Annotated in this window: 19 protein-coding genes; 15 read left to right on the plus strand and 4 right to left on the minus strand. The window is 64.7% G+C overall.

What is annotated here, in order from left to right; all coding sequences use genetic code 11:
• Positions 1 to 17 precede the first annotated feature (17 nt).
• The 13 genes from AC1DR6_RS03805 to AC1DR6_RS03865 all read left to right on the plus strand — a co-directional run bounded on the left by AC1DR6_RS03805 (position 18) and on the right by AC1DR6_RS03865 (position 13,391).
• Positions 18 to 608 (plus strand): hypothetical protein, encoded by a 591-nt coding sequence (locus tag AC1DR6_RS03805; RefSeq protein ID WP_476827864.1) that lies wholly within the window; start codon positions 18 to 20, stop codon positions 606 to 608.
• Between the two features lie 143 nt (positions 609 to 751).
• Positions 752 to 1,093, plus strand: coding sequence for a hypothetical protein (locus tag AC1DR6_RS03810; protein WP_476827865.1), 342 nt, complete (start codon positions 752 to 754; stop codon positions 1,091 to 1,093).
• A 27-nt stretch (positions 1,094 to 1,120) separates the two neighbouring features.
• The gene (locus tag AC1DR6_RS03815; RefSeq protein ID WP_476827866.1) at positions 1,121 to 1,951 is read left to right on the plus strand and encodes a hypothetical protein; all 831 of its coding nucleotides are present in this window, start codon (positions 1,121 to 1,123) and stop codon (positions 1,949 to 1,951) included.
• Complete coding sequence (locus AC1DR6_RS03820; protein ID WP_476827867.1) at positions 1,906 to 2,307, plus strand: hypothetical protein; 402 nt, start codon at positions 1,906 to 1,908, stop codon at positions 2,305 to 2,307. The genes AC1DR6_RS03815 and AC1DR6_RS03820 overlap by 46 nt, the downstream gene beginning before the upstream one ends.
• Before the next feature lie 20 nt (positions 2,308 to 2,327).
• Complete coding sequence (locus AC1DR6_RS03825; RefSeq protein WP_476827868.1) at positions 2,328 to 3,347, plus strand: phage major capsid protein; 1,020 nt, start codon at positions 2,328 to 2,330, stop codon at positions 3,345 to 3,347.
• A 70-nt stretch (positions 3,348 to 3,417) separates the two neighbouring features.
• On the plus strand, positions 3,418 to 3,933 hold the full coding sequence (locus AC1DR6_RS03830) for a hypothetical protein (RefSeq protein WP_476827869.1): 516 nt from the start codon (positions 3,418 to 3,420) through the stop codon (positions 3,931 to 3,933).
• Positions 3,934 to 4,018: 85 nt separating this feature from the next.
• Positions 4,019 to 4,828: a hypothetical protein gene (locus tag AC1DR6_RS03835; RefSeq protein WP_476827870.1), complete on the plus strand. Its 810-nt coding sequence runs from the start codon at positions 4,019 to 4,021 to the stop codon at positions 4,826 to 4,828.
• Between the two features lie 4 nt (positions 4,829 to 4,832).
• Positions 4,833 to 5,519 carry a phage adaptor protein gene (locus AC1DR6_RS03840; RefSeq protein WP_476827871.1) on the plus strand — a complete coding sequence of 229 codons (687 nt, stop codon included), beginning with the start codon at positions 4,833 to 4,835 and terminating at the stop codon, positions 5,517 to 5,519.
• The gene (locus tag AC1DR6_RS03845) at positions 5,516 to 7,105 is read left to right on the plus strand and encodes a hypothetical protein (protein WP_476827872.1); all 1,590 of its coding nucleotides are present in this window, start codon (positions 5,516 to 5,518) and stop codon (positions 7,103 to 7,105) included. Before AC1DR6_RS03840 ends, AC1DR6_RS03845 begins: the two co-directional genes overlap by 4 nt.
• Positions 7,102 to 7,485, plus strand: a complete 384-nt coding sequence (locus AC1DR6_RS03850) for a GNAT family N-acetyltransferase (protein WP_476827873.1) — start codon at positions 7,102 to 7,104, stop codon at positions 7,483 to 7,485. The genes AC1DR6_RS03845 and AC1DR6_RS03850 overlap by 4 nt, the downstream gene beginning before the upstream one ends.
• Positions 7,478 to 8,494, plus strand: a complete 1,017-nt coding sequence (locus AC1DR6_RS03855) for a tail fiber domain-containing protein (protein ID WP_476827874.1) — start codon at positions 7,478 to 7,480, stop codon at positions 8,492 to 8,494. Before AC1DR6_RS03850 ends, AC1DR6_RS03855 begins: the two co-directional genes overlap by 8 nt.
• Positions 8,494 to 11,220, plus strand: a complete 2,727-nt coding sequence (locus tag AC1DR6_RS03860; RefSeq protein ID WP_476827875.1) for a hypothetical protein — start codon at positions 8,494 to 8,496, stop codon at positions 11,218 to 11,220. The genes AC1DR6_RS03855 and AC1DR6_RS03860 overlap by 1 nt, the downstream gene beginning before the upstream one ends.
• Positions 11,217 to 13,391: a hypothetical protein gene (locus AC1DR6_RS03865; RefSeq protein WP_476827876.1), complete on the plus strand. Its 2,175-nt coding sequence runs from the start codon at positions 11,217 to 11,219 to the stop codon at positions 13,389 to 13,391. The genes AC1DR6_RS03860 and AC1DR6_RS03865 overlap by 4 nt, the downstream gene beginning before the upstream one ends.
• Here AC1DR6_RS03865 and AC1DR6_RS03870 read toward each other — a convergent pair.
• The 4 genes from AC1DR6_RS03870 to AC1DR6_RS03885 are packed head-to-tail and all read right to left on the minus strand — an operon-like array spanning position 13,364 to position 14,352.
• A complete protein-coding gene (locus AC1DR6_RS03870) occupies positions 13,364 to 13,603 on the minus strand; it encodes a hypothetical protein (protein ID WP_476827877.1) in 240 nt (79 codons plus the stop codon). The two genes, AC1DR6_RS03865 and AC1DR6_RS03870, sit on opposite strands and share 28 nt — an antisense overlap.
• Before the next feature lie 38 nt (positions 13,604 to 13,641).
• Positions 13,642 to 13,842, minus strand: a complete 201-nt coding sequence (locus AC1DR6_RS03875; protein ID WP_476827878.1) for a hypothetical protein — start codon at positions 13,840 to 13,842, stop codon at positions 13,642 to 13,644.
• Positions 13,839 to 14,120: a BrnA antitoxin family protein gene (locus AC1DR6_RS03880; protein ID WP_476827879.1), complete on the minus strand. Its 282-nt coding sequence runs from the start codon at positions 14,118 to 14,120 to the stop codon at positions 13,839 to 13,841. Before AC1DR6_RS03880 ends, AC1DR6_RS03875 begins: the two co-directional genes overlap by 4 nt.
• Positions 14,080 to 14,352 carry a BrnT family toxin gene (locus tag AC1DR6_RS03885; RefSeq protein ID WP_476827880.1) on the minus strand — a complete coding sequence of 91 codons (273 nt, stop codon included), beginning with the start codon at positions 14,350 to 14,352 and terminating at the stop codon, positions 14,080 to 14,082. The genes AC1DR6_RS03880 and AC1DR6_RS03885 overlap by 41 nt, the downstream gene beginning before the upstream one ends.
• 71 nt (positions 14,353 to 14,423) lie before the next feature.
• Between AC1DR6_RS03885 and AC1DR6_RS03890 the strand changes: the two genes are divergently transcribed.
• Both AC1DR6_RS03890 and AC1DR6_RS03895 read left to right on the plus strand, forming a co-directional pair.
• Positions 14,424 to 15,248, plus strand: a complete 825-nt coding sequence (locus AC1DR6_RS03890; RefSeq protein ID WP_476827881.1) for a phage tail protein — start codon at positions 14,424 to 14,426, stop codon at positions 15,246 to 15,248.
• Positions 15,249 to 15,257: 9 nt separating this feature from the next.
• The gene (locus AC1DR6_RS03895) at positions 15,258 to 15,839 is read left to right on the plus strand and encodes a DUF4376 domain-containing protein (RefSeq protein WP_476827882.1); all 582 of its coding nucleotides are present in this window, start codon (positions 15,258 to 15,260) and stop codon (positions 15,837 to 15,839) included.
• Positions 15,840 to 15,862: the final 23 nt, after the last annotated feature.

A 15,862-nucleotide genomic window follows, 5' to 3' on the forward strand; every position in this document is an offset into this window, starting at 1 on the left:
GGAACGCGGGGCGCGCTATGTGGTATGAGTTGACCAGAGGGCTGGCCTATCGATCGATTAAGCACTCGCAGTTAAAGTGGTACGCCACGATACTGCCTATAGTAGGGACGATGTTGTTCGGGGCTGCCTATTTTGTTGTTCCAGATCGACCTCCTTTATTTGGAAAAGATAATCTTTTTGGAAACCTACTTTCAGTCATAGGGACTTTGCCGGGGTTTTATTTTGCGGCCTTAGCTGCGGTCGCGACTTTCGATCGCCCGGGTATGGACAACGAGATCGACGGACCAGGCGCCCCCACGATCGATGTCGTCGTCAAAGGCGTAAGCGGGCCCGTCGTTCTTACGAGGCGAATGCTCCTGACATATCTCTTTTCCTATTTGACTACGCTTTCTCTCGCGCTCTGTGCCCTGCTGCTCGCGCTCAACGCCCTTCAGCCAACTGCGGCAACGATTAAAACATGGATGCTTACACTTGAGTATGGCCGTCTTACCTATGAAGTGAGCAATGCCTTCATTTTGTTGCTAGTTGTGCTTCCTGTCAGCGCCTTGGCTGTAGGCACGCTCCACGGAATTTATTTTCTTACCGAGCGGATTCATCAGCCGTACTAACTGCAGCCTGCACGTAGCTGGCAATAGGACGCAGCCCGCCCGCTTGGAGCGACGTCATGACGCAAGCGCGCCGTCTCGTCTCATTTCACGCCTGTCGCAATCCGCCCGCTCAAGGCGGATTTTTTGTTGTCCGGAGTATCGCCTTGACCCGTGCCAGCTACGTGTTCGATCGCTCGATCGGTAAGCTCGTCGAACGTGATGAATATCACGCCCGCCAGATGCCACCGAAGCGCTCCGATCTGCCAACGCCGATGGTCATCACCGACAGTATGGACGCTTTGCAGCATCCCTGCACCGGCGAGTTCATGACCAGCAAGCGAGCCTTCAGCGCCGTGACCCGCGCGCATGGCTGCATCGAAATGGGGAACGACCCCGCCCGTCTCAGGCCTCGGCAGAAGCCCAAGCCTGATCGCAAAGCCATTCGAGACAGCCTCTCGAAAGCCCGCGCCCGCTTCAATCGCGGCGAGCGCATCACTCCGAAGTAGCCCCACTCCCTCAGACGGAAGCATCTCATGTCAGATTTCGACGGTGGCGCCGCTGCGCCGGCCGCTAGCGGCCCTGTGTCCGATGCGGTCGCACCCGAGGCGGTAACGACGCCGAACCCGGTATCGACCGAACCGCGCCCGGCGCCGGAAGCCAAGCCCGAGCCGGAGAAGAAAGAGGCCCCTTCGGCGCGCGACGCGCTGCGCAAGGCCCGCGAGCAGGTCAATGCGCGGGAGAAGGGCGACGAGGCCCAGGCGAAACCCGGCGATCGGCAGAAGCCGGTTCAGTCGGACGGCCCGACGCGCGACCCCGCCGGCAAATTCGCGGGCAAGGATGGCCAGCCGGCCAAGGCCGAGGGCGATCCGAAGGCGGCGGAGTCCCAGCGCCAGCAGCAGGCGCCGAAGGCCGGCGACGCGGCCGCGCCCCGGCAATCCTTCACCGACGAAGCCAAGCCGCAGGGCGAAGCCAATGTGCCCAGCCGCTTCCACGAGGGCGCAAAGGCCGAATGGGAGAAGACGCCGCAGTCGGTTCGCTCCGAGGTCGCGCGCATGGAGCGGGAATTCTCCGAGGGCTATCGGAAGTATCGCTCCGACGCCGAGGCCTTCGAGCCGGTGCGCAAGTTCCACGACATGGCCAAGGCGGGCGGCACCACGCTCGACGAGGCGCTGACGAAGTACGTCAACATCGAAAACCTGCTGAAGCAGGACCCGGTGCGCGGCCTTCAGGAGGTCTGCAACAATATGGGCTTGTCGCTCATATCGTCGGGCAGCCCGCCGACCAGCAGGCATCCCAGCAGGACGCCACGATCCGCGAGTTGCGCAACGAGCTGGCCAGCATCAAGCAGCAGGTCGGCAACGTGACGAATACCTTCCAGACGCAGCAGAAAACTGCTACGTTGTCGGAAATCGAAGCGTTCGCGGCTCAGAACCCGCGCTTCGAGGAGCTTTCGGAAGACATTGCGTTCTTCCTCGAAAGCAAGCGCGCGAAGGATCTGGCGGAAGCCTATTCCCTCGCCGAGAGGCTGAACACGGGGCCTTCAGCGGCCCGCGCTCATGAGCCTTCAGCGGCTCAACCCAAGGCCAACGTCGCTCAGACCGACAAGGGCCAAAAATCCATCACCGGCGCGCCGAGTTCGGGCTCAGACCCCGTGACGTCCCAGCGGCCTTCTTCGTCAATCCGCGAAGCCCTTAAGCGCGCCAAGATGGCCGCCGGCTGAGCCTTTTGAAGGAAAGCCCCATGGCTTCTCTCACGAATATCGAAAAGAACCAGGAAGTCCTGTCGCTGGCGCTCGAAGACCGCTCGTCGGGCTATCAGGACCTGGTCTCGAACAGCAATATCCTGCTCAACATCCTGAAGGATCGCGGCCTGTGGAAGCCTTATTCCGGCCCCCGCATCCGCGAGCGCTTGCTCTACAACAAGACCGGGTCAGCCGTCTGGTATAACGGCTATGACTTCCTGAACCCGGTCCCGGCGGAGCTGTTCAACGACGCCGAATACACGCCGAAGATGCTCGCGGTGGCGGTGACGCTGTCGAACGAGGAGATCCTGAACAACTCGGGCGAGAACCAGCTCGAAGACGTGATGGAATCGCACATCGAGGCGGCCGAGTCGGAGCTGATGGACGAGGCCGATATCTCGGTCCACGGCAACGGCACGCGCTTCGGCGGCAAGGAACTGGGCGGCCTGCAGCTCGCAGTCCCGACCGTGACCAATCTCGGCGTCTATGCCGGCATCGATCGCAGCTCCCAGCCGGTTTGGCGCACGTCTTCGTTCGACATCCAGACGGCGTTCCCGACGATCGGCACGCAGTTCACCTCGACCAACATCCGCACCTTCCTCAACACGGTGCTGACGATGCGTTCGCGCGGCCGCAACGCCGCCGATCTCCTCCTGATGTCGCCGGAGCCCTATGCGGCTTACGACGCCGCGACGGTGGCGATCCAGCGCATCAGCGACGAGGGCCGCTACGGCAAGCTGGGGTTCCAGTCGCTGAAATACGTCGGCGCCGGCCGCACGGTCGACATCGTGCAGGAAGGCGGCATCGGGTCGAACATGCCGGCGAATACGATCTACGGCCTCGACACGAAGAACCTGCGGATGCGCTACCACCCGGAGCGCAACTTCAACAAGATCGGCCGCACGATGATGCCGATCAATCAGGACGCGGTCGTCCAGTACATCGGGTTCATGGGCGAGCTGACCATGACCAATCCGCTGTTCCAGTGGAAAATGTACGACAGCAACCCGGCGACCTGACGCCATGACGCGCGGCGGCGCCTGCGGGCGCCGTCACCTTCCTTCAACCTGACATTGAAAGGAGCGCCCCATGGCGTTCGTTCCGCACACCCCGCATCTCGGGATGCCGAAGATCGCGGATACCCTCCCGGCCTCTTCGGCGGCTGGTCGGTCCACCCCTGGCCCCTGGCTCGGCGATATCATCCGCGCGCAGGACCCGGTCTATGGCACTGGCGAATTCATCTATCTGACCGGCGTCGCGAACACCGTCGTCGGCTCGTGGGTGACCTACAACACCGACGACATGTCGAGCACGTTGCTCGTGCCTGGTGCGGTCGGCCCCGTCGCTGTGGCCATGTCGGCCAACGTCGCCGGCAACTACGGCTGGTATCAGATCCAGGGCAAGGCCGTTGGCCGCGCTGCAGCCGGCTTCCTCGACAACGCCAACGTCTATGCCACGGCAACGCCGGGCGTCGCCGATGACGCCGTCGTGGCCGGGGACCGCATCAAGAATACCAAGGGAGGCTCCGCCCTAGGCATCCCGGCTGCGGGTCTCGCCGAGTTCGAGATTGCCCGCCCGTTCGTCGACGCCGGCCTCGCCGCCTGATCTGACGCACTGCTGAATTGAGAACAGCCCGTCGCGGTGATCTGCGGCGGGTTTTCCTTTGTCCGAAACCCGAAAGGACCGCCCCATGTCGGCGAACCCGAACCTGATCTATCCGACCTTCAGGATGCACACCTCATTGAACGAGGCGCGGTCGAAGGTGGCCGGCCGTCCGATCTTCGATGACCTCGAAGTGATCGAAATCAAATTTGCCGGCGACAAGCAGAAGGTCGCTGTCTTCCCGGCCCATGACATCGACCCGGAGGCGACGCGCGAGAACGAGAACGTGCCGACGTCGTATGCGATGCGCTACGGCAAGCAGTACCGCGCCTTCAAGAACCAGACGACGCAGGTGGCCTCGGGAACGCCGCTCGAAGAGCTGCCCTTCCTGACGCAGGCGCGCCGGATGGAGCTGAAGGCGCTGAACGTCCACACCGCCGAGGCGCTCGCTGCCCTCGATGGTACGCCGCTCAAGCAGATCGGGCCTGGCGGGCGCGAGCTGAAGAACAAGGCGCAGGCCTATATCGACAACGCCACCGGCAGCGCCGATGTCACCGCCATGGCGGCCGAGCTTGCGACACTCAAGCAGCAGCTTGCCGAGCGCGACGCGGCTATCGCTCAGTTCGGCAGCAACCCGGCTCCGACCCCGCCGGACGAGCAGGATGGAGAAGACGAGCAGGATGGTGAGGCCGACGCCGAAGACGACGGCGACGAGGGCGGTGCCGACGAAAGCGACGGCGCCGAAAAGAGCCTCGAAGACTGCACCGATGCCGAGCTGAAGGCCTTCATTAAGCGCGAGAGCGGCCAGCCGGTGAAGGGCAACCCGAACCGTCAGACGCTGATCGAGCGCGCGATGGAGCTGGCAACGGCGCCGGACGGCGACAACGAGCAGGCCTGACCGCATGACCATTCTCAGCGCCTGCAACAAGGCCGCGCTTCGCCTGCGCGGCAAAAAGGTCGTGTCGATCGTCTCGACGACCGATCAGTTCTCGATGGAGCTCTGTGATCTCGCCAACGAGACCGCACGGGCCGTTTCGGAGGAACACGACTGGCAGGCGCTGACGAAGCTTTGCACCCTGAACGGGACCGGGAGCGTGTCGAATTTCACGCTCCCGGCCGACTTCGACCGAATGTTGAAGAAAGGCGAGGTGCGCTCGCCGAACTGGCAGACGGCCCGCTTCGCCCAGGCGCGCGACCTCGACCAATGGGCGGCCTTCGAGGCATCGGCCATCGCTGGCACGCCCGGCCGATGGATCGTCTTCGGCGGTGAGATGAAGATCTTGCCGGCGATGAGCGCGTCGGAATCGGCCCAGTTCTATTACATCAGCCGGAACGTCTCGAAGGCGGGGAAGCCCGAATTCGACAGCGACGGCGACGAATTCGTTCTGGACGAGCGCCTGATCACCCTTGGCGTCATCTGGCGCTGGCGGGCTCAGAAGCGGCTCGAATATGCCGAGGACATGCAGAATTTCGAGATTGCCCAGTCTCAGGCGATTGCGAAGGACCGCAGTCAGCGCCCGCTGGTGATCGGTTCGCAGCGCTTGCCCGGCAATGTCGAGCTGGCCTTTCCGGGAACGATCGTTCCATGAGGCGGCCTGCTGCGAAGACCAAGCCGCGCAAGGCTGACGAAAAGAGCTTCCCGACGCTCGTTCGCGGCTGGATCGCCAATGAAGCGCTGTCCAGTCCGCAGCCAGGCGGCGCGGCCCGGCTCGAGAACTTCTTCCCGACCGCGACTGATGTCCGCATGCGCGCGGGCAATCAGCTTTATGCCACGGTCGGCGCTGGCACGGGCCGCGTCGGCTCGCTTTTCTCCTATGTGACCGGCACGATTTCGCGGCTGTTCTCCGCGTTCGGTGGCGCGATCTACGATATGACCACGGTCCCGAACCCCTTGGTGAGCCCCGCGCCGGCGGTGTCCGGATTGCTCGGCTCGGATTGGTCGGTGGTTCAGTTCCAGACGCCAGGCGGCGTCTTCCTGCGCATGGTCAACGGGCTCGACGATCCGCGCCTTTTCGACGGCACCGCATTCGCGACGACCGCGCCCATCACCGCGACCGGGCTCAATCCCAAGGATCTCGTCTTCGTCTGGGCGTACAAAAAGCGCCTGTTCTTCATCGAGAAGAACAGCATGAACGCCTGGTATCTCGACGTCGAAAACCTGGGCGGAGCCGCAACGAAGCTTCCGCTCGGCGCCAACTTCAATCGCGGTGGCAAGCTGATATTCGGGGCCGCCTGGTCGATCGACAGCGGCGCCGGTCTTTCCGAGCAGTGCGCTTTCATGACCAGCGAGGGTGAGGTCGTCATCTACACGGGCGAGAACCCCGGCGATGCGACCGCATGGAAGAAAGTCGGCCTCTATCAGATAGGCCGGCCGCTCGGGGCCAACGCTGTGATCCGAGGCGGTGGCGATCTGATCATCTGCACCGATATCGGCTTCGTCCCGCTGTCGCAGGCCATCCAGAAAGACACCGCAGCGCTGTCGCCGGCAGCGGTCTCCTATCCAATCGAGACGGAATGGAATGAACGGGTGAAGCTCCGCTCCTCGGCGCCCTGGGTGGCCGAGGTCTGGCCGACCAAGCAGATGGTCGTCATCGCGCTGCCGACCGTGAACGATCAGCGGCCCGAGATGCTGGTGGCCAATGCCCGCACCGGCGCCTGGGCGCTCTATAGCGGCTGGGATGCATCCTGCGTCGAGGTGTTCGGCGGGCGTCTGTTCTTCGGCACGACGGGCGGGCGCGTCATCGAGGCCGAGGTCGGCGGGATGGACGTTGGCGAGCCCGGCAATCCGTCCCGGCCCTATACCGCCGTCGCTGTCCCTCTCTTCGACGGCTTGCGCGCTCCGACTGCCGTCAAAGAGGCTGGCATGGCTCGCGCCGTGGTCCGGTCTCCAGGCGATGCCATCGTGAAGGTTTCGGCGCTTGCCGACTATGTCGTCGACCTACCTGTCCCGCCCGACGCAGCCGCCAGCTTAAGCGGCTCGATCTGGGGCGTCGGCACATGGGGCACGTCGACCTGGGGCACGGAGGCGGTCAAGGTGACGTCTCAGGATTGGCAGTCGGTCGCGGCTGTTGGCTATGCCCTATCGGCTGCTGTCCAGATCACCAGCGGCAGCGTCGCGCCGCCGGAGGTCGATCTCCTCCGCATAGATCTGACGTATCAGGTCGGCGACATATGATCGTGGTGGACGAGCGGGTCGCGGCCTATGTCGGCGAACGGCTGGGCACGCGCTTCTGTGAACCCTGCACCGCTCTCGGAACCGAGGCGGACGGCAAGATCGTCGCCGGCATCGTCTTCAACTGCTGGACCGGCCCGGACATCCATCTCTCGATCGCGGCCGAGCGCACGCTGTCTCGCGCGCTGCTGAAACGCACCGGGCAATATCTCACCGAAGAGCTGGGCTGCATCCGCGCAACCATCGTCACCGAACAGACCAAGGTCGTGCGCCTCTGCGAACGCATGGGCGGCCAGATCGAAGGGCTGCTTCGCAATCATTATGGGCCGGGGCGCGACGCCTTCGTCGTCGGCGTGCTCAGGGAGGACTGGATTTATGGTTAGCTCTCCGAAGGCGCCTCCTGCGCCCGATCCGGTTGCAACGGCCTCGGCTCAGTCCGGCGCGAACCGCGATACCGCGATGACGCAGGCGGCCATGAACATGGTCAATCAGGTCGGGCCGGACGGCAGCCTGACCTATAGCAAGTCGGGCGATCAGACCTTCACCGACAGCTTGACCGGCAAGACCTATTCCGTCCCGCAATACACCCAGACCACGACGCTGTCGGAGGCCGGGCAGAAGCTGCAGGACCTGAACGACAAGCTGAAGTTGAATCTCGGGCAGATCGGCGTCGATCAGTCCTCGAAGATCGGCTCGTTGCTCGGGACCAACATCAACCTGTCGAACGACGCGGTCGAGGGGCGGCTGATCGACCTCGCGAGCAAGCGCCTTGATCCGCAGTTCGCCCGCGACGAAGAGGCGACGCGCACGCGGCTCGCTAACTCCGGCATCCAGCAAGGCAGCGATGCATGGTCGGCCGAGATGGGCCGGATGGACCAGGCCAAGAACGATGCGCGCAACCAGCTTCTGCTGAACGGCCGGGCTCAGTCGGTGCAGGAGATCCTGACCGAGCGAAACCAGCCGCTGAACGAGATCAATTCGCTGCTCTCTGGCTCGCAGGTCTCGCAGCCGACGTTCGGCGCGACGCCTCAGACGCAGGTCGGCGGCACCGATTACCAGGGCGCCGTCTACCAGACCTATCAAGGCCAGATGGACGCCTACAAGCAGAAGGTCGCCCAGAGCAATGCGATGATGGGCGGCCTCTTCGGATTGGCCGGCTCGCTCGCCGGCGCTGGCGCCTATGCCTACAAGTCCGACCGCCGGCTAAAGCGCGACATCGAGCGCGTCGGCAGGCTGGCGAACGGCCTGCCGACTTACACCTTCCGCTATCTCGACCACGACGCCGTCTATCTCGGGCTGATGTCCGACGACGTGCGCAAGGTTCGGCCCGAGGCGGTGATCGTGACGCCGGATGGCTTCGACGCCGTCCGCTATGACATGGCGGTGATCTGATGGCCGAAGGCAACTTTCTCTGGGGTTCGGGTGGCGAAAAGCAGGACCCGAACGAGCGGCGCCGTCGCATCGCTGAAGCGATGATGAAGAGCGGCATGGATGCCACGCCGATCCAGAGCTGGACGCAGGGCGCAGCGCGCGTTGCCCAGGCCCTGATCGGCGGATGGCAGGCCGGCGACCTCGACACGAAGGAGAAATCCGGCCAGGCCGAAGCCGATCGCCAGTTCGCGCAATTGACGGGGGCCGGTGCTCAGCCCGCCGCGCCCTCGATGGCGGGTGGCGCCTCGCGCACCATGGCTATGCCGGGGGTTACGCCGGAAATGAAGACCGGCATCGCCGATGCTGCCGGCGCGCTTGGCATTTCGCCTGTCGATCTCGCCACCACCATCTCCTACGAGACGGGCGGCACTTTCGACCCGACCAAGGCCGGCCCGACCACGAAATGGGGGCAGCATCGCGGCCTGATCCAGTTCGGCGAGCCGCAGGCCAAGCAGTACGGCGTCGATTGGAGCAATCCGGTCGGCTCGCAGCTTGGCGCGAATGGCGCTGTCGTGGCCTATCTGCGCGACCGAGGCGTCAAGCCCGGCATGGGCCTGATGGACATCTATTCGACCATCAATGCCGGCGCGCCGGGGCTCTATGACAGGTCGGACGCCGGAGCAGGTGGCGCGCCCGGCACCGTGGCCGACAAGGTCAACAACCAGATGGCCGGTCATAGGGCCAAGGCAATGGCCCTGTTCGGCAATGCCGGCGGTCCGGATGTCGCGATGACACTGCCTGATCGTGGCGGCTTGACGGGCCCGGCCGCATCCTATGCGCAAAACCTGCCGGGCCGCTCCGGCGGTGCAATGCCCGATGACCTGCTTCAGCCCGCCGCCGATCGGCCGGCTCCTGGCGCAAGCTTCGTCTCGGAAGAGACCGGCACGCCCGGCTTTTTCATTCCGCCCGGCCCTCAGCCGGAGAACGGGTTCCTGGGCGAGCGCGGGGCTTTGCCGAACTTCGATCCTGAGACGGGTCGTTGGCAGGGACCGAGCAATCCTCCTGCGCTTGCCGCAGCCCCCCAGCCGGCCCCTGATCCCATGCCGGATGGCCCTGCGCCCGCCATGACCGGCGCGACGATGAATGACGTGCTGGCGGTCAATCGGCCGCTCGACCCCATGTTTCAGTCCGAAGGCGCCTCTCAGCCTTGGATGGGCAGCGCGATCATGCCTGCGCCGCCCCAGCCGCAGGTTGCGCAGGCCGCTCCGATGCCTCCGCCGCGCCCTTCCGACCTCGCCATGCCACAGGTCGATCTGCCGGCGCCAGGCGCAAGGCAGGCCATGGCGCAGGTTCCCGTTGCTCCGGCGCCGAGCGCGGCCGGCTATCCGGCGATCGATCCGAACAGCAATGACGCGGGCGCGCTCTCCGGGCTGGTCGCGAGCGAAGAGGCGCGCAGGGGACAGCCATCGGGCGCAAGCATCATGTTGCCCGGTGGGAGTGCTGCGCCATCCGGCAGCAGCCCCTCCATCTTCGATCGGATCGCGGCGGCAGTTGGCGGCGGCAATTCCCAGCCCGCGCCCACTGCTGCACCGTCCCCCGGTGTCCAGCGTGTCGCTGCCGCATCGGACGCCACGGCTCAGCCGGCCGCTGCCGCACCTTCCGCAGGCGTCGAGCGTGTCGCATCCGCGATGCCGGGGCAGAACAGCCAAACCGCTGCAGCGATGGCCGTATTGAACAACCCCTATGCCCGGCCGGCCCAGCGCGCGATTGCCCAGTCGATCGTCGAGCGCTCGCTTGCTCCGAAGAATGTCCAGACCGTCGACTTGGGCAATTCGATCGGCGTGCTCGATGCGCAGGGGAACGTCACGCGGCAGATCCCGAAGACGGCGGCGCCGAGCAAGCCGAGCTATGGCAAGATCGGTGTCGACGGTAACGGCGATGAGGTCTTCGGCTTCATCGATCCGGAAAAACAGATCGTCACCCCATCGGCGGCAGGCAAGGTGCCCCAGGGTGGACAGCCGGCGGCCACGGCGGGCTCTAACGGACAGGCGCCTGCTGGTGCTGGCCAACCGGCCATCCCGCCGGCTCCTCCGGGCGTGAACGGCAAGATCTGGCGTGAAGAGCAGTCAAAGCGCGCCGTCGAGAATAACCTGCCGGCCAGCTTCGAGGATACCACAAAGGCCCGGAACGAGATCGTGCAACTGCCGGCCTACAAGAACATGGCCCAGGCCGCCCCGATTTATCGAGGCATGGCGGAAGCGGCGGGGCGCAACACAAAGGCGGCCGACCTCAACCTTGTCTACGGCCTCGGCAAGATTATGGACCCCGGCAGCGTCGTGCGCGAGGGTGAAATCCAGATGGCGAACGACGCGCAGGGCTGGTCTCAGAAGCTCAATGGCATGATCGCTCAGATCAATGGCGGCGGCGGCCTCACACCCGAGGGACGCAAATCGCTGATGGCTGAAGCCTATGGGCGCCTGAAGTCCTACGAGGGCCTGTATAATCAGGACGCCGATTTCTATCGCGGTCTCGCCAAAAATCGACGGATGAACCCGGACGAGATCGTCCGCAGCTTCGGCACCTTCGAGCCTTGGGAGCCGGCCCCGCCGCCTGGTGCTGCGAAGCCGGGCGCGCCGGGCGCACCCGCTGCCGCCCCTTCGGCACCGAAGAGCAAGGCCGATTTCGACGCGCTGCCTTCCGGTTCGCGCTTCCTCGATCCGAATGGCCAGGTGAGGGTCAAGCCATGAGCGACAAATGGTGGGAAGCCGCGCCGCTCGCGCCTGAAGCCGTACCGCAGGCCGCTCCGGCTCCTGCCGCCCCGCAGCCGGCCCAAGGCGGTGACTGGTGGTCGGCGGCGCCTGTTGCCCCTGCCGCTCCGGTCGAACAGCCCGGCATGGTCACGTCGGCCGTGCGCGGCGTCTCGCAGGGCTTGACGCTCGGCGCTGGTGACGAAGGCAACGCAGTCGGTGCCGCAAGTCCGATCTGGGGCTCGGAGCAGCGCGCGCGCGTCTCGCCGCTTCCGGACCCGTTTGACCTGCTCGCCGGTGGCGCGCGCATGATCCTCGAAAAGGTCGCGCCCGGCACTTTCGGCAAGGGCGGTGGCGATGCCTACGATCGGATGCTTGAGCAGCGCCGCGCCGATGACAAGCAGGCCAAGGAAGCGAACCCGATCAGCTACGGCGCCGGCGAGATTGCTGGTGGTGTGGTCCCGGTGGTCGCGGCGGCCGGCGCGGCTCCTATGGCATTCGGACTTCGAGGGGGACTGGCGACGCGGTCACTGATGAGCGCAGCTTCAGGTGCTGGCGTCGGCGCAGTGCAGGGGTTTAACACCGGCGAGGGCGGGCTCGAAGCCCGTGGATGGGAAGCGCTGAAGGGCTTCGGAGGGGGGGCGGCGATTGGCGCGGTCGCCCCTGGGCTTGGGCAGGTCGCAGGCAACGTCTATCAGCGGATCGGCGACGCGTTGGTGAACCGCACGGCGACGATGCCGGGCTACAATAGCCGGGCCGTGCAGATCGTCGCCGACGTTCTCGATGCACAGCGCGCGGTCAAGCCCAACATGCAGCAAGACCTGGCGAAGCTTGGCCCGGACGCCATGCTGATCGATGCTGGCGACACGATGAAGGGCCTTGGGCAAGGCGTGGCGCTCCGTCCGGGAGAGGCCCGCGACCGCATTGTGTCTGCACTCACGGATCGCAAGAATGCGGCGAACGGGCGTATCGGCGAAGACCTCGATAACGCGCTGGGCAAGGCGAGTCCGCCGTCGCAGGTGGAAGCCGAGCTTWMGGCTGGTCGGCAGGCGGTCGGCGAAGGCTATAAGCCGGCGCTGAGCGAGGCCGGTCCGATCGATACCTCGACGCTTGCGAACACGCTCGACACCATGGCCGAGACGCTGCGCGGGAAGCCGCGMGACGTCGTCGTCGAGGCSCGCCAGATGCTGAACCGRCCCGGAACCAAGGTGCTCGATAACGACCCSCGCGCCATCCACAGCGTCCGCAAGGCGTTGGACGAGWTGGAGGATACGGCGCTCGGCAGCGAGACCAAGAGCCAGATCGGGTTCGCGCGACAGGCCGTCGACGACTACCTCGCGCGAGCCGTGCCGGGCGACCTCGCCGCCGGCCGSGAAGGCATCAAGCATGTCGATGCTCGCTTCCAGGAACTCTCGCGGCAGTCGGAGGGCCTGAAGCAGGGGTCGTCCATTTTGAGCAATGAGAAGACGACGCTTTGGCCGCAGGAAATGGCCGACGCTATCAAAGCCGGGGTTCAGCCGGAGGGGCTTTTCATCGGGCCTTCGGGTGAAATCTTCCGCATGCGGCAGGGAGTGCGCGCCGATATGGAGCGGATCGTCGGCAACCACAGCAACGACTATCTTGCCGTCAAAAACATGGTGAAAGGCGAGGGCGACTGGAACCGATCCAAGCTCACGCAGCTCTTCGGCGAAGACCAGGCGAACCAAGTCATCAACGCGGTCGATCGCGAAGCTGCATTCAAGCGGGTCTATGACCACGTCGTCGAAGGCAGCCAGACCAAGATGCGCGACGCTGCCGAGGAACTGGTAAAGATCCGCGACGGTAAGGGCGGCGAAGGCGCCGGCGTTGCGGCGCTGGTTGGAACAGTCGGTGGTCCGAAAGCCGTGGCAGGGCAGGCTGCGCTGAAGGGCGCCAAAGCGGTCAAGTCGGTGATGGATGTCACGGCCGACCAGGCGCGGAACAACGATGTCGCGCGCATGCTGCTTATGCCTGCGAGCGAGATTAGCCCCGTGCTCGACGTGCTGGCGCGGAACAGCCGTGGGCGTGTAGCAGCCGAGACAGGGGGCAAAGCAACAGAACGGATTGTGCAGGCGCTGCTACAGAGCCGAGGCTATGATGCCGGGCGGCTTGGCGCGCCTTACGCTCAGCGATTCGCCCGGTCGGCCTTCTGATCACGGCGGTACGACCAGAGACCGAGCGAATAGAGAGCCGTAATACCGACGAGTACAGTTCCGAGGGTTGCCCACGCCGGCCAGCCGCGCGTGTGCTCGCCGATCCATTCAGAAAAGAAGCCCGCGCCCACTGCGGCGAGCGTCATCAGCCCGATGAAGACGGCAGCGGCGACGACGAACGCGATAGCCTTGGCGACTGGCGGCGAGAACATGGGCTCAGATATAGCCATGATGCCTGTGTTTCGCCAAGTCAGCCCTTCAGGCCGTAAAAGAGGTTCCACCACCACGACGTCCTTGGATTGTCCTCGCGCAAACAACGTCCGTATTCGACGAGCCGCCCTTGCGGCTGCCCGCATGTGCCGGTGAGGAGCAGATAGCCCTGCCGCTCGAGGTCGGCCACGCGGAAGCAGAGAATGATCAGCGCGGCGACCAGCAAAAGCCGCGACGTCAAAGCCTCGCCGCCTTGCGCAGCGCCTTGTTCATTTCGGCCTGCCACTTCGGGCCTTTGCTCTTGAAGGCATCGACGACGTCGGCGTCGAAGCGGATCGAGACCTGCACTTTAGGATGGGCGAGTTTCGGGCGGCCCCGCTTCGTCAGCGTGCCCTGGGCGGGACGGATCACCTTGCCGCCAATCGCGAACTCGGCGCGGTCGAGCTGGTCTTCCGTCAGCTCCGGGGCATCGTCTGGATCAACGAAGGCGGTCGCGGACTTTTGCAGCTTCGTGCTCATGGCAGTGCCTCATTGAAATGATGCGGCGGGCCGCGCCGCGCGGTGTCCAGACAAGAACGACGATCCGGCCGCCAAGCTCGCCATAGGTGATGAAGCGATCTTCGCCGTAACCGAAGCGGTCATCCAGCGTCGTCAGCGTCGGACCGGAAAACACCTCGCCAGCGTCAGCGAAATCGAGGCCCCGAGCCTTCAGGGTGTCGTCGCGCTTGGTCGGGTCGAACGTGATGTCCATACGGATTTATGTATCACGTTAAATGCGGTCCCGCAACTATTTTGTATCACAAAAATTCGGAGTGACCGCGCATGCCTCGCGACAGCAATGGGAATTACAGCCTTCCGTCGATCTACCTCGCCACGACCGGCACGACGATCCTGGCGGCCCAGCACAACGGCCCGATGGAAGACATTCAGGAGGCCTTGACCAATTCGCTGCCGCGCAATGGCGCCGCGCCGATGACGGACGACATGAAGTTCGTATCCGGCAAGTCGGCGGTGCTCGGCCGCGATGGTGCTGCGGCCATGGACGCGGTCACCAAGCAGCAACTCGATGCTGCCGCGCCGATCGGTTCAGTTGTAGCCATCATCGGAACGGCGGCTCCTGCCGGCATGCTGAAACTGAACGGCGCTCTGATCAGTCGAGCGACGTATGCGAACCTCTGGGCCTATGCCCAGGCGAGCGGCGTGTTGCAGACGGAGGCCTTGTGGGCGTCAACGTTCTCCGGCGCCTTCAGTGTCGGGGACGGCACGACGACGTTCCGGCTACCCGATCTGCGAGGCATGTTCCTGCGAGGGTATGACGACGGTCGTGGCGTCGATCCCGGGCGCGGTATTGGCTCCTACCAGGCCAACCAGAACCAGTCGCACACCCACCCCGTCAATGACCCGACGCATGCTCACCCCGTCGCCGATCCAGGCCATGCACACAGTTCCCTTCTTCCTACCAATAGGTGGAACTACGGCGGCGGGCCGGACAACATCAACGGCGGCGACCTTACTTACGCTGCTACAACTTCTGCAGGCACCGGCATCTATCTCGGTTACTCCGGCACCGGCATCTACCTCTCGGCGCAGGGCGGCAACGAGGCCCGACCGCAGAACCTGCCCGTTCTCTACTGCATGAAATACTGAGGAGGTCCGATGATCGTTTACCAGACCGATGCCGATGGCTATCTCGTCGGACCTGTCCAAGCAGATCGCAGCCCGCTCGAACCCAACGTCTTCCTGATTCCGGCCGGCTGCGTCGAAGAGGCGCCGCCCGCCTTCGATGCGGACATCAGCACGGCGCGATGGGATGGCGGCTGGCAGATCGTCCCTCGGCCGGTTTTGCCCGAGCCCGAGACGCCGGACAATGAAGCCCCGCCGCTCTCGCCTCTCGAATATCTGTCTGTCCTGCGCCGGCAGGTCGAAGAGCAAGGCGTTGTGCTGCCGAACGGCGTCGTCGTGAAAAGCGACGTCGAGAGCCAGGGCAAAATCGCGCAGACGATTCAGAGCATCGACCTCGGACTAATCGACGAGCCGGTGAACTGGAAGGCCAAGGGTGGCTTCGTGCCCCTATTCCGGCCCGATCTAATCATCGTCGGCCGCGCGGTCGCTCAGCATGTGCAGCGCTCGTTCAACGCCGAGATGGCCGTGATGGACCAGATCGAGGCCGGCGCCGTAGCGACGCATGAGGAGGTCGAGGCGGCCTTCACAGCCGCGCTCGCGCCCACGGCCACCTAAAGCACGCCGCACTGAGCCTGTCC

Source organism: Allobosea sp. P5_A5 (genome assembly GCF_056400625.1).

Bases quoted from the DNA above. Each gene is read 5' to 3' on its own strand.
- AC1DR6_RS03855 (WP_476827874.1), top strand. From the start codon at position 7,478: ATGGTTAGCTCTCCGAAGGCGCCTCCTGCGCCCGATCCGGTTGCAACG.
- AC1DR6_RS03860 (WP_476827875.1), top strand. From the start codon at position 8,494: ATGGCCGAAGGCAACTTTCTCTGGGGTTCGGGTGGCGAAAAGCAGGAC.
- AC1DR6_RS03805 (WP_476827864.1), top strand. From the start codon at position 18: ATGTGGTATGAGTTGACCAGAGGGCTGGCCTATCGATCGATTAAGCAC.
- AC1DR6_RS03895 (WP_476827882.1), top strand. From the start codon at position 15,258: ATGATCGTTTACCAGACCGATGCCGATGGCTATCTCGTCGGACCTGTC.
- AC1DR6_RS03830 (WP_476827869.1), top strand. From the start codon at position 3,418: ATGGCGTTCGTTCCGCACACCCCGCATCTCGGGATGCCGAAGATCGCG.
- AC1DR6_RS03850 (WP_476827873.1), top strand. From the start codon at position 7,102: ATGATCGTGGTGGACGAGCGGGTCGCGGCCTATGTCGGCGAACGGCTG.
- AC1DR6_RS03840 (WP_476827871.1), top strand. From the start codon at position 4,833: ATGACCATTCTCAGCGCCTGCAACAAGGCCGCGCTTCGCCTGCGCGGC.
- AC1DR6_RS03885 (WP_476827880.1), bottom strand. From the start codon at position 14,352: ATGGACATCACGTTCGACCCGACCAAGCGCGACGACACCCTGAAGGCT.
- AC1DR6_RS03870 (WP_476827877.1), bottom strand. From the start codon at position 13,603: ATGTTCTCGCCGCCAGTCGCCAAGGCTATCGCGTTCGTCGTCGCCGCT.
- AC1DR6_RS03890 (WP_476827881.1), top strand. From the start codon at position 14,424: ATGCCTCGCGACAGCAATGGGAATTACAGCCTTCCGTCGATCTACCTC.
- AC1DR6_RS03825 (WP_476827868.1), top strand. From the start codon at position 2,328: ATGGCTTCTCTCACGAATATCGAAAAGAACCAGGAAGTCCTGTCGCTG.
- AC1DR6_RS03880 (WP_476827879.1), bottom strand. From the start codon at position 14,120: ATGAGCACGAAGCTGCAAAAGTCCGCGACCGCCTTCGTTGATCCAGAC.
- AC1DR6_RS03845 (WP_476827872.1), top strand. From the start codon at position 5,516: ATGAGGCGGCCTGCTGCGAAGACCAAGCCGCGCAAGGCTGACGAAAAG.
- AC1DR6_RS03835 (WP_476827870.1), top strand. From the start codon at position 4,019: ATGTCGGCGAACCCGAACCTGATCTATCCGACCTTCAGGATGCACACC.
- AC1DR6_RS03815 (WP_476827866.1), top strand. From the start codon at position 1,121: ATGTCAGATTTCGACGGTGGCGCCGCTGCGCCGGCCGCTAGCGGCCCT.